Source organism: Enterococcus villorum, assembly GCF_007990225.1.
Classification (GTDB): Bacteria; Bacillota; Bacilli; order Lactobacillales; family Enterococcaceae; genus Enterococcus_B; species Enterococcus_B villorum.
The window spans coordinates 104095-118801 of the sequence record NZ_BJWF01000001.1 but is presented as its reverse complement, the minus strand read 5'-3'; the positions used below and the strand labels follow the sequence as shown (position 1 = coordinate 118801).

At 35.5% G+C, this 14707-nt stretch carries 14 protein-coding genes; 13 read left to right on the top strand and 1 reads right to left on the bottom strand.

The annotated features are described in order from the left end of the window. The 7 genes from pyrE (at window position 1) to emtC (ending at window position 6419) form a co-directional block, all read left to right on the top strand. Window positions 1–636, top strand: coding sequence for an orotate phosphoribosyltransferase (gene pyrE, locus EVI01_RS00550; RefSeq protein ID WP_010751015.1), 636 nt, complete (start codon window positions 1–3; stop codon window positions 634–636). Window positions 637–1076: 440 nt separating this feature from the next. After that, window positions 1077–1718: a YfbR-like 5'-deoxynucleotidase gene (locus EVI01_RS00545; protein ID WP_081181469.1), complete on the top strand. Its 642-nt coding sequence runs from the start codon at window positions 1077–1079 to the stop codon at window positions 1716–1718. A 32-nt stretch (window positions 1719–1750) separates the two neighbouring features. Further along, complete coding sequence (locus EVI01_RS00540; RefSeq protein ID WP_010751013.1) at window positions 1751–2455, top strand: carbonic anhydrase family protein; 705 nt, start codon at window positions 1751–1753, stop codon at window positions 2453–2455. After that, complete coding sequence (locus tag EVI01_RS00535) at window positions 2452–3357, top strand: LysR family transcriptional regulator (protein ID WP_010751012.1); 906 nt, start codon at window positions 2452–2454, stop codon at window positions 3355–3357. Before EVI01_RS00540 ends, EVI01_RS00535 begins: the two co-directional genes overlap by 4 nt. 845 nt (window positions 3358–4202) lie before the next feature. Further along, a complete protein-coding gene (gene emtA / locus EVI01_RS00530) occupies window positions 4203–4925 on the top strand; it encodes a metal ABC transporter ATP-binding protein EmtA (RefSeq protein WP_010751011.1) in 723 nt (240 codons plus the stop codon). Then, window positions 4922–5593, top strand: coding sequence for a metal ABC transporter permease EmtB (gene emtB, locus EVI01_RS00525; RefSeq protein WP_010751010.1), 672 nt, complete (start codon window positions 4922–4924; stop codon window positions 5591–5593). The genes emtA and emtB overlap by 4 nt, the downstream gene beginning before the upstream one ends. 10 nt (window positions 5594–5603) lie before the next feature. Then, entirely contained in the window at window positions 5604–6419 is an 816-nt protein-coding gene (gene emtC, locus EVI01_RS00520; RefSeq protein ID WP_010751009.1) for a metal family ABC transporter substrate-binding protein EmtC, read from the top strand. 175 nt (window positions 6420–6594) lie between these two features. Here the strand turns inward: emtC and efbA are convergent, their stop codons facing one another. Further along, the gene (efbA, locus tag EVI01_RS00515) at window positions 6595–8307 is read right to left on the bottom strand and encodes a fibronectin-binding protein EfbA (RefSeq protein ID WP_010751008.1); all 1713 of its coding nucleotides are present in this window, start codon (window positions 8305–8307) and stop codon (window positions 6595–6597) included. Between the two features lie 202 nt (window positions 8308–8509). On the opposite strand from efbA, the gene EVI01_RS00510 reads away from it, so the two are divergent. From EVI01_RS00510 to EVI01_RS00485, 6 genes are all read left to right on the top strand, one after another. Continuing rightward, window positions 8510–9139: a hypothetical protein gene (locus EVI01_RS00510; RefSeq protein WP_010751007.1), complete on the top strand. Its 630-nt coding sequence runs from the start codon at window positions 8510–8512 to the stop codon at window positions 9137–9139. A 381-nt stretch (window positions 9140–9520) separates the two neighbouring features. Further along, a complete protein-coding gene (gene trpX, locus EVI01_RS00505) occupies window positions 9521–10570 on the top strand; it encodes a tryptophan ABC transporter substrate-binding protein (RefSeq protein ID WP_010751006.1) in 1050 nt (349 codons plus the stop codon). Beyond that, window positions 10567–11448 carry an ABC transporter permease gene (locus EVI01_RS00500; RefSeq protein ID WP_010751005.1) on the top strand — a complete coding sequence of 294 codons (882 nt, stop codon included), beginning with the start codon at window positions 10567–10569 and terminating at the stop codon, window positions 11446–11448. Before trpX ends, EVI01_RS00500 begins: the two co-directional genes overlap by 4 nt. Before the next feature lie 2 nt (window positions 11449–11450). Then, window positions 11451–12221, top strand: coding sequence for an ABC transporter ATP-binding protein (locus tag EVI01_RS00495; protein WP_010751004.1), 771 nt, complete (start codon window positions 11451–11453; stop codon window positions 12219–12221). A 252-nt stretch (window positions 12222–12473) separates the two neighbouring features. Further along, the gene (locus EVI01_RS00490; RefSeq protein WP_010751003.1) at window positions 12474–13331 is read left to right on the top strand and encodes a shikimate dehydrogenase; all 858 of its coding nucleotides are present in this window, start codon (window positions 12474–12476) and stop codon (window positions 13329–13331) included. Window positions 13332–13456: 125 nt separating this feature from the next. Beyond that, a complete protein-coding gene (locus EVI01_RS00485; RefSeq protein WP_010751002.1) occupies window positions 13457–14659 on the top strand; it encodes an LCP family protein in 1203 nt (400 codons plus the stop codon). The last annotated feature ends 48 nt before the right edge of the window (window positions 14660–14707 follow it).

Sequence of the window (14707 nt, the reverse complement as noted above, 5' to 3'; positions counted from 1 at the left end):
TTGAAATCGATCGAACAAAAAATTGCCAAAGATTTATTAGAAATTCAAGCTGTTTTTCTTAGTCCAAATGAACCGTTCACTTGGGCAAGTGGTCTAAAAAGCCCAATTTATTGTGATAATCGTATTACCATGAGTTATCCGAAGGTAAGAAAAGAGATCGCCAAAGGTCTAGCAGAAAAAATCAAGCAAGCTTTTCCCGAAGTGGAAGTGATTGCTGGAACAGCGACTGCCGGCATTCCTCATGCTGCGTGGGTAGCGGAAATCTTAGACTTACCTATGGTGTATATTCGTAGCAAAGCAAAAGCACATGGCAAAGGAAATCAAATCGAAGGGCGTATTTTTGAAGGACAAAAAATGGTGGTGATTGAAGATTTGATTTCAACCGGTGGTAGTGTTTTAGAAGCTGCAGAAGCTGCTAAAAGAGAAGGCGCAAATGTTTTAGGAGTTGCAGCAATTTTCACCTATGAACTACCTGCAGGAAAAGAAAATTTTGAAAAAGCTGGACTGCCTCTTTTCACCTTAACCAACTATTCAGAATTGATCGAAGCTGCTTTAGAAGAAAAATACATTGATGAAGCAGAATTAACGCTATTGAAAGAATGGAAAAAAGACCCAACGAACTGGCAAAAAAATTAACACACGCCTAAATTGTTTTTTAAAACAGATAAAAAAATGTGTTGATCCGCTCAAACAAATGATATATTATAAACCAAACAACCTATTTTAAAGCAAGAAAATATCGAAGCATTCAAGACAAAAGTTTTGCTATGGACGAGTAGTTTGAAGATAAACCGCATAGAAAAATTTTTCTGCGAGGTTTTAGAGCTATGTTGTTTTGAATGCTTCCAAAACTTGGTGACGTGAACATAAGCGGAAAATTAAGTTTTAGAGCTATGTTGTTTGAATGATATTATTTTTATGTAGAAACTAGAGATTTTCTTCTAGTTTCTATTTTTTATAAATATAGCGTTTTGTTAAAGGTTTAACATTTTTTATGGTACAAACACGATGATTGCGAAAATCAGTTATTTAATGTTAAAATCATCCGAAAAGTAACTTCATGAGGGGGGCTATTCATGGGATTAAATGAATTTATATTAGGGTTGAATAATTTAGAAAAAATCACGCGCGCACCAGGTTTTTTCAAATTTACTGAACATACTGTTGCTGCTCATTCTTATCGAGTGGCTTCGATTGCTCAAGTGTTAGGGGACATTGAAGAAGCGAATGGCTATGAAATTGATTGGAAATTGCTTTATGAAAAAGCATTAAATCACGATTATACTGAGCGTTTCATTGGTGATATCAAAACACCAGTAAAGTATGCAAGTAAAGAATTGCGTGGGATGTTACAAACAGTTGAAGAAAAAATGACGGATGAATTTATCAAGCAAGAGATTCCTGAAGAGTTTCAAGCTGTTTATCGTAGAAGGCTTTTTGAAGGCAAAGATGAAACAATTGAAGGTGAATTATTAGCTATTTCAGATAAAGTAGATTTATTGTACGAATCTTTTGAAGAAATAATCAAGAACAATCCAGAAAAAGTTTACAAAGAAATGTTTGTTGAAGCAGTGACAACAATTAAAGCATTTGAACATCGTCCTTCCGTCAACTATTTCTTTAATGAAATTTTCCCGGAATTATTGAACCAAGAATTTTACGGTAAAGAAGATTTTTTGGCAACTGTTTCTACCATTGTCAAAAATAGTCAACATTAGATAAATTTTGCAAAGACTCAGGAGGAAAGATTTTGAAAAAGAATATGGATGTTGAATGGGGATACTCAGGAGAAAGAGGGCCTGAACATTGGGCTGAATTATGTGACTGGTTTGCTCAAGGAGCTGCATTTGAATTACAGTCGCCCATTTCGTTAACCACTTGTAAAGAAGTTGGAAATCCTAAAGAAACAATTGCTTTTCATTACGAAAAACAACGGTTTACAGATAAAGAATTTAAAAATACGATCCATCTTGTGCCATATGACCAGCTTAGTTATGTCGAACTGAAAGGCCAAAAATATTTTCTCACAGATATCCATTTCCATATGCCTTCTGAACACCTTATCAATGGTTCACAAGAAGACATCGAATTTCATTTTGTTCACATGAATGCGCAAAAAGAAAACTTGGTTGTTGCTGTGATGTACCAATTAACTACAGATGAGGGGTGGCTATATGATCGTGACAATGGAGATGTTTGGGATTTAGATAAACATGAACATTGGACGAATCCGATGGTACTTTTACCAAAAGAAAAAAGTCATTATCACTACATTGGTTCGTTGACCACACCGCCGACAAGTGGCCCAATCAAGTGGTTTGTGATGGATCATATACAACATTTAAATAAAGACTTTTTAATCCCCTTTAAAGGGCAGTATGCACAGCCTAATAATCGACCTTTGCAACCTTTAAAAGATCGGAACATTCAATATTATGCGGAGGACAATCAGTGAATTTTCAACAGTTGAAATATGTGATCGCAGTGGCAAATAATGGAAGCTTTAGAGAAGCATCAAAAAAACTATATGTCGCACAACCGAGTCTTTCAGCGGGGATTAAAGAACTCGAAACAGAACTTGGGATCACAATCTTTACTCGTACGAATCGTGGGGCTTATTTGACAAAAGAGGGGCAAGAGTTTCTAAAAAGAGCAGAGCGGATCTTATTACAACTAGAAGCTTTAGAAAATTATTATTTGACAAATGAAAAACGAGAAAGCTTTTCAATTGCATCCCAACATTATGATTTTTTAGGACCATTAACTGCTAAATTAATCACTTCATTTAAAAAAGAGATCAAGCAATTTCGTATTATTGAAACAACGACAGCCAATGTGATTGAAGAAGTAAAAAAACAGCATAGTGAAATCGGGATTCTTTATATGAACGAGTACAATCAAGCAGGGATTAAAAGATACCTTGAACAAGGAGAACTTCTGGCTCATTCCTTAGGAGCATTCAAAACACATATTTTTTTACGACAGGGACATCCATTAAGTGAAAAAAAGGAAATCGTGAAAGAAGAACTGTTGCCTTATCCGCAGGTAAGATTTACTCAAGATGGCAATAATTTTCCCTATTTTTACGAAGATTTGATTGAAATTCCAGATCAAGAAACAGTTATCTACACCAGTGACCGTGGAACGTTAATGAATATCGTCCTAGAAACCAACGCTTATGCTTCTGGCTCAGGATTAGTCATTGGAGAAATTAAAGAGTACCTTCGCTTGATCCCTTTAGCTGATAGCCCAAAAAATGAGTTGTACGTGATTTATTCAGCCAAACAACCATTAAGTGACATGGCACAAAAATTTATGAAAGATTTGTCTTTTTTGATGGATCAAATAAAAAAATAATGAACGCTTTATATGTTTGATTTTTTGAGCGTTATTCCACAAAAAGCTATGGAGTCTTGAAATATTGTTTTTGAGTGAGCTATTTATTTCTGGGTGATAAGCAAATGGCTTTTTCAAGCAAAGCTATTTGCTAAAAGAAAACGCCGATTAGACATTCCCACCAAATATTTTTGTTCGTAAGCTACAAAATTTTTATCTGCTTCTTTCGTTTCTTTTGTTCATTTTTCTTCAAGTGGGATCGTGCTTATGCTTGTGCCATGAAAGGAACTGAAGAAAGGAAAACTAGTGACAAAACTGGAATTGAGCTTTTACTGACAATCATTCCTGTTCTTTTTTATCTGCTATTAGAAGAGGATTATTTGTTTAACATTCTATTGTTCCTTCCCATGGATCATCAAGTGCGTGAGAAAAGTAAGAAACTCTTTCGCCTCACTTTCTAAATATAAGTAAACGGCAGGAGCAGAAGCAACTGCTTCGGAAATAAGCTGAAATTCACAAAAATATTAAAAGCAATTTTCGTGAATTTCAGCTTACTTCTCGGAGCTAGATGCTTCTGCCCCAGCCTATTTTTTATTTGCTATTCAAAAAGTAAAAATAAGGGAGTAACCTTTTTCTGAGTGTCTTAAGATATCTGAAAAAAATATTGAATGTTTCATGAAATAAACAGAAAAAGCAGTCATTCTTAAAATATAAAAATAATACAGTTAAAAAACAGAGATTGACTATGTAAAAAAGTTGCTTTTTCTTTTCTATTAAGCCATTATATAAAGAGTAAGATGTGCGTATTTTATTAGCAGATTATCACACAGTTTTTAGGTTGTTATATTTTTGGATGGGAGGCCCACATGATTGAAGTAATGAATCTAACTAAGATATATGAAGAGTCGAAAGCGCTTAATAATATTTGTTTTACTGTCGAACCAGGAGAAATTGTTGGTATCGTGGGAAAAAGTGGTTCTGGCAAATCGACCTTGTTGCGTTTACTAAATTTAATGGAACAACCGAGTGAAGGGAAAATTTTAATTGATGGCGTAGATGTTCATTCCTTGAATAAAAAAGAGCGTCGCCATCAGCAACAAAAAATGGGGATGATTTTTCAAAATTATAATTTATTAGAAAATTTGCGAGTAGCTGATAATGTTGCATTGCCTTTGAAGTTGCAGAAGAAAAAAGAGACAGACAAAATCAATCGATTATTGGAATTTGTTGGAATGTCTCATAAAGCTTCGGCTTATCCAGTCAAACTTTCAGGGGGAGAGAAACAACGCGTATCGATTGCTAGAGCGTTAAGCCGCAATCCGGAAATTTTATTATGTGATGAAGCGACGAGTTCATTAGATGAAGAGAATACAGAAAGTGTTATTCGATTACTACATAAGGTGCATGAGGAATTTCAGCCAACTATTTTCTTTGTCAGTCATGAGCTTGAAACAGTGAAAAGTTTGTGTAAAAAAATTTTAGTGATGGAGAATGGTCAATTGATCGGTGAATTAACCAATAATCCGAAGCAATATGAAGAAGAGAATTTGACCTATTTTGAAAAAATAAAAAGGAGTTTGGCTCAATGACTTTTTCAAAGAACTTGATGGAGTATTGGCCATCATTATTGACAAGCTTAACCGAAACAGGGATTATGATGTCTATTTCTATGGGAATGTGCTTATTAGGTGGGTTACCTCTAGGCTTAGGCTTGTTCTTAGCAAATCCCAAAGTAAAAAATAAATACCCTTGGCTTTATTGGGTGTTAAATTTTGTTGTGACGGTTATTCGCTCATTTCCTTATCTATTGTTTGTTATTGCACTGATTCCAGTTACTCGTTCGGTTTTAGGAAAAGCATTTGGTCCTATTCCAGCCTCTGTTCCGCTAAGTATTATCGCTATTGCAATTTTTGCACGCTTAGTCGAACAAGTCTTATTGGATGTTTCAAAAGAAACGTATGCGTTAGCTAATTCTTTGGGTACCACTCGCTTACAATACGTGTGGCATTTTTTATTAGTTGAAGCAAGAAGTGGGTTAGTTTTAGCTTATACCACAACCACTGTCAGTATGGTTTCTTATTCTACTGTGATGGGCGTAATAGGAGGGGGTGGCATTGGTGATTTTGCCGTTCGTGTGGGGTACCAACGATACGAATATGGCGTTATGTATGTGGCTATAGTGATTATGATCGCTTTGGTTTTTGTTTTACAAATGTTTGGGAACTTTATTGCTCAAAGGCTAGATAAACGAAAATAGGAGGAAAAAAATGAAGAAATTTTATCTAATTAGTTTGGCTATTCTTTCAGTTATCATCTTAGCTGCTTGTGGAGGAGCCAATCAAGCAGAAAAAAATAAGAAAGAAATCAAAGTAGCTGTTCAATTGGAATCATCAAAAGATATTTTAGAAATTGCAAAAAAAGAAGTCGAAAAAGCAGGATACACACTTGAAATTATGGAAGTCAGCGATAATGTAGCTTACAACGATGCTGTACAACACGATGAAGCGGATGCTAATTTTGCACAACATGAACCGTTTATGGCGATGTTTAATAAAGAGAAAAAAGCAGATTTAGTCGCTGTACAACCCATTTATTATTTTTCAGGCGGATTTTATTCTAAGTCTTATAAAAATGCAGATGATTTGCCAGAAAATGCAAAAGTAGGTATTCCTAGCGATCCAACGAATGAAGGACGTGCGCTAGCTATTTTGGACAAAAATGGAGTAATCAAATTAAAAGAGAATACAGGTTTTAATGGAACAGTAGATGATATTGTGGAGAATCCTAAAAATCTAAAATTTGAACGAATCGACTTGCTGAATTTGGTGAAAGCTTATGATGAAAAAGATATTGCGATGGTTTTTTGTTATCCAGCTTATTTAGAGCCCGCAGGATTATCCACCAAAGATGCGATCTTGTTAGAAGATATTGCTGCAAGTAAACACTATGCGTTACAACTTGTCACAAGAGAAGGTGAAAAAGATAGTGAAAAAATCAAGGTATTAAAAAAGGCGATGACAACAAAAGAAGTGGCAGATTATATTAAAAATAACTCAAAAGGCTCAAATGTTCCAGCTTTTTAAAATGAAAACCAGTAGCAAATATTTTATTGGTTTGTTACTCACTTAGGCAAGTGGAACAACTAAAAATGAGCAAAGAAAAAACTCCTTTCGGTTTAATGGTAGGAAAACTGCCATTTGTTGACTAACGAAAGGGGTTTTTTCGGCAATAAAGTAAAAAACGCTTGTGAATAAATCTTTAAGCGAATGACTCTTTGCTCATCTTTTTAATTTTTTCTTCTTCTGGTGTGACAATGATCGTTTTTTGATTCTCGTAAATGACATATCCGGGTTTTGCACCATTTGGTTTGCGTAGGTGTTTGACTTGTACTAAATCTACAGGAACTTGCGCAGAATGACGGTATTTTGAAAAATAAGCGGCAAGTTCGGCAGCTTGGGTAATAGTCTCATCTGTTGGATGATCACTTTTGATAATTACATGAGAGCCTGGAATATTTTTAGCATGTAACCAATAGTCGTTTTTTTTAGCAGTTTTTAGCGACAACTGATCATTTTGTAAGTTGTTTTTCCCTACTAAAATGAGTGTTCCATCGTCTGAAAGATAGTGATCAGGTTGTGAAGGTTTCTTTCGTTTTTGTTTCTTTGCAGTATTTCTTTTTAAGTAACCTTCTGCTAATAATTCTTCTTTAATCACGTCGATATCCATGGGACCGGCAATTTCTAATTGAGAAAGGACTGATTCCAAGTACTGAATCTCATTTTTGGCGTCTTCGATTTGTTTCCCAATTAATTTTACCGCATTTTTCAGTTTTTGATACCGATGAAAATATTTTTGGGCATTTTGATTAGGCGACAAGGCTGGATCAAGAGCAATTTTGATCGGCTGATCTTCTTCATAATAATTTGGTAAAGTTACTTCACTGGCGCCTCTAGGTACTTGTGTCATAAAGGTCGTTAATAACTCACCATCTCTACGATAGTTTTCAGCATTTTCTGAGTCTTTTAATGTTTGTTCCCGTTTTTTCAATTTATTTTTATTTCTTTTCAATTCATTCTCAATTTTACGAATCAGTTCACCGCCTTGTTGCTTCGCTCGGTCTTTTTCTGCTTTTTCTTGATAATAGGCATCTGACAAGGAACTGAGAGTGGAATAAGACTCTTTTCGCAACGCAACTTGTTCTAATGATTGATAAAAAATTGGCGTAAAATATTCTTTATTCTTTACTTCAAAAAGACAAGGAGATAGTTGGTTTTCGATTGCTGTGAAAAATTCTCGCCAGACAAACATCTTTTCATTCGGACATTCAGCCAAACGAGTAACCAATTCTTGTGCTGTATCAAAACCGAGCCCTTGAAATTGTTGTTGTAAACTTTTGGCAGTAAGTTCACTTTGAGAAAGACGTTGAAAGATTTTTTCATTCTCTGGACAGAACGGATCTAATTGATTTTGCTTAGGTGGTGCAATATAATCTACCCCTGGAAGTAACGAACGGTAGGTATTTTGTGAACTACCAATATGTTTGATGGCATCCAAAATTTTCCCCGTTTCTTTGTTGACTAAAATAATCGTACTATGGCGCCCCATTAATTCCACGATGAGAATGATATTTTGTAAATCACCAAGTTCATCTCTTTTGGTGAAATGAAAGTGGATCACTCGATCATTTTCAATTTGTTCAATGGTTTCTAAAATAGCTCCTTCCAGATGCTTGCGTAACATCATGACAAAATTAGGAGGTGTATCAGGATTTTGGTAATCGATTTGAGTGATTTGTATGCGTGCATAACTAGGGTGAGCAGACAATAGTAAGCGATGATTTTTTCCACGAGAGCGAATCACTAAAACAACTTCATTTTCATAAGGTTGATGAATTTTGGAAATTCGACCAGAAAGTAGAATTTCCTGCAACTCACGGACCATTGCATGGGTAAATACACCGTCAAAGGACATGGTTCATTCCTCATTTCTTTTCATAAGTAGTTTCATTATAACGAAAATTGTCTAGAAAAACCAATTTACGAAGTAGAAATAAGACGTTTTAATCATCGTATGATCAAAATAGAAGAGCAAAAAATTTATTTAGCTATATTTTTTTCTATATACATAAAATTTCGGTATAATAAAAGAAAAGGGAAAAGAGGGTAAGGGGTATGTGGAAAGAAATCGGTCGAACGATCAAAAGAAAGTATTTTCGTTTTTTGATGGTTTAAGTGAACATCCTAAAAAATATTTTGTACGCCTCCTATTTGTCTTACTGGTATCTTTAATAATCACGATGATCATGTTTATCTTTCCTCAAAAAATTAGAGAGGAACAAGTAAACAGTTTAGTGTATGCGGACATCCACTCTCCGAAACTTCAACCATTGAATCTAAATGAAGCCCCCAAAAAAATTGAAGAAAGTAAAGCAATTTCTGTATTGTTTAGTGTACCTAACGGAGAAAAGTATCAAGAACTATTGAAAATTTTTCACAACTCGAAGAAGATGAATGAGTTAAATCGATCGATCTATTTTTATCCACTCCTTTATAATGTGAAAGAATTAGAACAGCGTTACAACATCAACCAAGAGCAGATAACGATTATTTTTTTCAAAGAGGGCAAAGAGGCGAATCGACTAAGTCTTGAAACTGATCAATCGTTCAATCTTTCAGAAGAATTGATCCCTGAATTGAACCGGTTACCTTTAACGAATATCAAGAAACTTTCGCTTGAATTAAGAGAAGGTGAGTCTACTAATTCCATGCAAACTTCCCCAGAAAAAAACACCGATCATCATTAATTGGCTTTGAAAAAATAAAAAAGTAGTTGACGTATGTTCTTTGTTCAAGTAGACTTAAGATAACTATTAAGGAAAGGGTGACCCACAATGAACTTATCAAACCAAAAATTAGCAGTAATGAATCAAGCTTGGCGTAACTGGCGTAGATAAGTTGTATTGATGGCGAACTTTGACCATAGATACAACTTTTTAGAGTACAAATCTAAAATTTGTATCTATGCTAGACAAGAAATTTGACTACCGCATAGATTCGATCTATGCGGTTTTTTGTATGTAAAAAGACAATGACCGTTTGGGTGATTGTCTTTTTTTGTCGGTTCGTATTTCAGAAACTAAGGTCAGACTTGATGGATAAATGGATAAAAAAATGGGGGAATAAAAATGAAAAATAAACGTTTAATGACAGTAGTAGCACTTATCATGATTTATTTAGTAGGAGCATTTGTTTATGAAAAAATAAATGACGCTTCGGCGACACAAGAAAAGGAAAAAATAAACAAAACTGTTTCAGTAGGTGTTTTACAATATGTTAGTCATCCAGCGCTAGATGAAATCTATAAAGGAATCAAAGAGGGATTAAAAGAATCTGGGCTTGAAGAAGGAAAAAATTTAAAAATCAATTTTCAAAATGGTCAAGATGATCAAAGTAAGCTAGCGACAATGAGCCAACAGTTGGTTCAAGCCGATCCAGATGTTTTAATTGGGATCGCTACACCAGCAGCTCAATCCTTAGCAAACGTCACTGATTCGATTCCACTTGTTTTAGGAGCTGTAACGGATCCTGTAAGTGCAGGCTTAGTGAGTTCGTTAAAAGAACCAGGAGGAAACATCACAGGAGTATCTGACCAACCACCTGTTGAAGCACAAATCAAGCTAGCGACGGATATTTTACCGACAGCTAAAAAAGTCGGAATTTTGTATGCTTCTTCAGAAGATAATTCAAAATCACAGGTGAGCCAGGCAGAAGCGGCGATTAAAAAAGAAGGACTTTCTTCTGTCAAATATGCTGTTCCTTCAACGAATGAAATTGCCCAAACTGTCCAAGTAATGAGTCAGCAAGTTGATTTTATCTATATTCCTTTAGATAACACCATCGCAAATGCCATGCAAACAGTGGTTAAAGAAGCAAACAAAGCTAAAATTCCTGTGATTCCATCAGTTGATTCAATGGTTGAACAAGGCGGTCTAGCGACAATTGGCATCAATCAATTTGATTTAGGAGTTCAAAGCGGAAAAATGGCTGCATCTCTTGCATTAGGAGAAGAAAAACCAGAATCGACGCCTGTTTACGTGTTTAATAAAGGGGATGTCATTATTAATGAAAAACAAGCAGAGCTATTAGGAATCACTATTCCTGACTTAATCAAAAAAGAGGCAAAAGACGTGTCAAAAGCGGCAACGACAGAAACAACAAAGGAGGATGAAAAATGATTGTATCGGCAATTTCACAAGGGATGTTATGGGCAATATTAGGGTTAGGAATTTTTATGACTTATCGAATTTTAGATTTTCCTGATATGACAACAGAAGGATCTTTTCCATTAGGAGGAGCAGTATGCGTGACCGCGATCACACACGGGGTATCACCATTTCTAGCAACGATTCTTGGCGTATTGGCAGGAATGATCGCTGGTCTTGTGACGGGGTTACTTTATACGAAAGGAAAGATACCAGTCATTCTTGCGGGAATCTTAGTAATGTCAGGGCTAAATTCAGTTATATTATTTGTGATGAGAACACCAAATTTGTCCTTGTTAAATTATCCAATTTTACAAGATATCTTTCATGGTCTTCACTTACCTAATTATTTCGATACCGTTTTATTAGGTTTCATTGCTTTAGGAATATTGATTAGCGTTTTGTTGTTCTTTTTTAATACTGATTTAGGGCAAGGTTATATTGCTACCGGCGACAATGAAACAATGGCACGTTCTTTGGGGATTCAGACAGACCGAATGAAAATTTTAGGATTAACACTTTCAAATGGTGTGATTGCTTTATCGGGTGCGTTGATTGCACAAAATGATGGGTATGCGGATGTAAACAAGGGGATTGGCGTAATCGTTATCGGATTAGCATCCATTATTATTGGTGAAGTGATCTTCCATGAACTGACTTTAGCAGAACGATTGATTGCGATCGTTGTTGGAAGTATCATTTATCAATTATTAATCTTGGTTGTAATCAAGCTTGGTTTTGATACAACTTATCTTAAATTATTCTCAGCGATTATTTTAGCGTTGTGTTTAATGATTCCACAACTAAAAAATGCTTTAAAATTAAAAACGGGATTTGAAAAGGAGGTCTAGCCATGACAGCAATCATTACAATTAAAAATGGTAAAAAAGTGGTTAGTAATGGGATGCATGAAGAAAAGGTCCTATTGGAAGAGATTAATTTTACGATTCATAAGGGTGATTTCATTACGGTTCTTGGCGGAAATGGCGCAGGGAAAAGTACCTTATTTAATACAATCGCAGGTACCTTGCCCCTAAGCCAAGGAACGATTTCTTTTAAAGACCGATTGATAACAACAGAATCAGAAGAAAAAAGAGCTTCTTTTCTATCACGTGTGTTTCAAGATCCTAAAATGGGGACAGCCCCACGAATGACTGTTGCTGAGAATTTACTTCTAGCTCAAAAAAGAGGAAAAAAGAGACCATTGCGCTTACGAAATCTAAAAAATCAAAAAGCAGCTTTCTATCAATTATGTCAAGAAGTAGGAAATGGGTTGGAACAGCATTTAGACACACCAGCAGGCGAGCTATCTGGAGGGCAAAGACAAGCATTGAGTTTATTAATGGCTACAATTGATGCACCAGAACTTCTTTTGTTAGATGAACATACCGCAGCATTAGATCCTAAAACGGCAAAATCATTGATGCATTTAACTAATCAGCGGATTACCGAACAAAAATTAACTTGTTTAATGATTACACACCGTATGGAAGATGCTTTAAAATATGGCAATCGTTTGATTGTGTTACAAAAAGGACGGATCGTCAAAGATTTGTCTCAAGAAGAAAAAGCCCAATTAACAATGGCAGATTTACTACAATTTTTCGAAGAAATTCTTGAATAAGGGATCGTTTGCTTAGGATAAAAGACCCATTTTTTTAAAAAGAAAATATCAGCCAACATTTTTTCCACATTCCAAGTTGACAAGTTTCTAAGAACTCCTTTAAACTTGTTGATGACTCGTCTTTATCAGATATAAGACATACATGAATGATTGCTTATTAAGAGTAAACAAAAAAATGAAACCATCTGATGTCTCGTGTCATTTATACGAGAGGTCAGATGGTCTTTTTATTGATTAAGGAGGAACAACAAGATGATTTCTGGAAAAACAAAATTAGCAGTTTTTTTTGCCTCACCTTCTGCTCATAGTTTATCACCGTTGATGCATAATACGGCTTTTCAGCATTGTGGGATTGATGCTGTTTATTTAGCTTTTGAAGTGGATCAAATCAATCTTAAGCAGGCGGTTGAAAGTATTCGGACATTAAATATGCTTGGGGCAAATGTTTCTATGCCAAATAAAACAGCTGTATTGACATACCTTGATGAATTAAGTCCCGAAGCTGAATTGATTGGAGCGGTCAACACGATTGTACACAAAAACCATCGTTTAATTGGCTACAATACCGATGGAAAGGGCTTTGTCCGTTCTGTGAAAGAGGTTGGACACACAATCGCTGATCAAAAGATTACCGTTTTAGGCGCAGGTGGTGCAGCAAAAGCGATTGTGGCACAAATGGCTTTAGATGGTGCGAAAGAAATTCATATCTATAAACGAAAAAATGCGACATTTTTATCTTTAAGCGCTTATTTTGCCACGGTTTCAGAAAAAACAGGCTGTTCGATTTCTTTGTATGACTATGCAGATGAACCTCAACTTGCGAAAGATTTGAAACATAGCGATTTATTGATCAATGCAACAGATATTGGGATGGGTGAAAAGAAAGGAAGTTTACCTTGTCGTGAAGATCTATTGCATCCCAATTTAGCGGTCTTTGATTTGATCTATTCTCCTGAAGAAACACAACTCCTTAAAGAAGCTAAAAAAATTGGGGCAAATGGTTATAATGGCTTAGGTATGCTGATTCATCAAGGGGCGATTGCATTTGAACTTTGGACGCAAAAAGCAATGCCGATTGAAGTGATTCGCCAGCAGATTATACAAAAATAAATGGAAGCATGAGCTTAAAAGAAAGTTTGTTTCGTTATTTTTTATTAAATTATAGTTGGTGTAGATGCTTTTGCATTTTGGATAGTGTATTCTTTAATCATACGAAATAGAGGGAGGGTCCAAAAATGAGTCGGATGGATCGCTATAAGAACATCCATAAAAAAGCAAAACCTCTAAAAAATGAAACGGATAATCTTTTTAGAAGGACACATAAAAATAAAAAAGAGAAGCAACATCAAGTCGAAACAGATGATGCCACACGAATTTATCGAAAATACCAAGAAGCTCCCAATTCCTTTGAGGATGAAGAAGTATACGGTTCGTCTCAACCACATCGAATATTTTCTGACACGAAAGAGAAGAATTCTTATCAAGAGAAAAAAAGTTTTTTTAAAGGGAAAAAAGGAAAAGACTCTTTTCAAGCTAAGAAGACGAAGAAGAAACGTTCTTGGAAAAAAATTGTTTTAGGTATTTTTTTATTTCTAGTTTTATTTTCAATCATTTCATTTTTTGTTGGGAAATTTGTAGCGGAACATGATACGAGTTTGCAAAGTGTGACGACAGAAACGTTTAATGGTGTTCCATCCTCAAGTGGTGCGCATAACGTCTTAATATTAGGCAGTGACACAAGAGGAGAAGATGCTGGCCGGGCAGATACAATCATGGTATTGCAGTTGGATGGACCAGCGCACAAGCCAAAACTAATTTCTTTTATGCGTGATAGTTTTGTGACGATTCCAGGTGTCGGTCAAAATAAAATTAATTCTGCTTATGCTTACGGCGGAGCAGATTTAGTTCGACAAACTATCAAGGAAAATTTTGGCATCGACTGTCAATATTATGCAAAAGTTGACTTTAAATCATTTGAAAAAGTGATTGATGCCTTATTTATGACCGGAGTGAAAATTGACGCAGAAAAAGAGTTAAATTTAGATGGTGTCGATATTAAAAAAGGTGTTCAAAAAATGGATGGACATGTCCTTTTACAATATGCTCGCTTTCGAATGGATGAAGAGGGCGATTTTGGTCGTGTCAGACGTCAGCAACAAGTAATGAATGCCATTTTCAATCAATTGAAAAATCCCTTGAATTTGATCCGTTCGCCTTATGCTGCGGGGAAAGCGATTGGTTATACTTCCACTAATGTTTCAGCTTTCTTTCTCGTGAAGAACCTCTTCTCCATTGCTCGAGGTGTTGGTGGAATTGATCGTTTAAGTGTACCCGTAGATGGTTCTTGGAACTTTGGGAACAGTAGTTATGCTGGAAGTGTACTGGTCATTGATAACGAGGCCAATAAAGTAGCAATCAGTGATTTTTTAAGTAAATAATGACTATTTATCAAGCGACTGACAGGTTTGCAAAAAGCCTTCAGTCGT

Bases quoted from the DNA above. Each gene is read 5' to 3' on its own strand.
- emtC (WP_010751009.1), top strand. From the start codon at position 5,604: ATGAAGAAATTTTATCTAATTAGTTTGGCTATTCTTTCAGTTATCATC.
- EVI01_RS00495 (WP_010751004.1), top strand. From the start codon at position 11,451: ATGACAGCAATCATTACAATTAAAAATGGTAAAAAAGTGGTTAGTAAT.
- EVI01_RS00485 (WP_010751002.1), top strand. From the start codon at position 13,457: ATGAGTCGGATGGATCGCTATAAGAACATCCATAAAAAAGCAAAACCT.
- efbA (WP_010751008.1), bottom strand. From the start codon at position 8,307: ATGTCCTTTGACGGTGTATTTACCCATGCAATGGTCCGTGAGTTGCAG.
- EVI01_RS00545 (WP_081181469.1), top strand. From the start codon at position 1,077: ATGGGATTAAATGAATTTATATTAGGGTTGAATAATTTAGAAAAAATC.
- emtA (WP_010751011.1), top strand. From the start codon at position 4,203: ATGATTGAAGTAATGAATCTAACTAAGATATATGAAGAGTCGAAAGCG.
- EVI01_RS00490 (WP_010751003.1), top strand. From the start codon at position 12,474: ATGATTTCTGGAAAAACAAAATTAGCAGTTTTTTTTGCCTCACCTTCT.
- emtB (WP_010751010.1), top strand. From the start codon at position 4,922: ATGACTTTTTCAAAGAACTTGATGGAGTATTGGCCATCATTATTGACA.
- EVI01_RS00500 (WP_010751005.1), top strand. From the start codon at position 10,567: ATGATTGTATCGGCAATTTCACAAGGGATGTTATGGGCAATATTAGGG.
- trpX (WP_010751006.1), top strand. From the start codon at position 9,521: ATGAAAAATAAACGTTTAATGACAGTAGTAGCACTTATCATGATTTAT.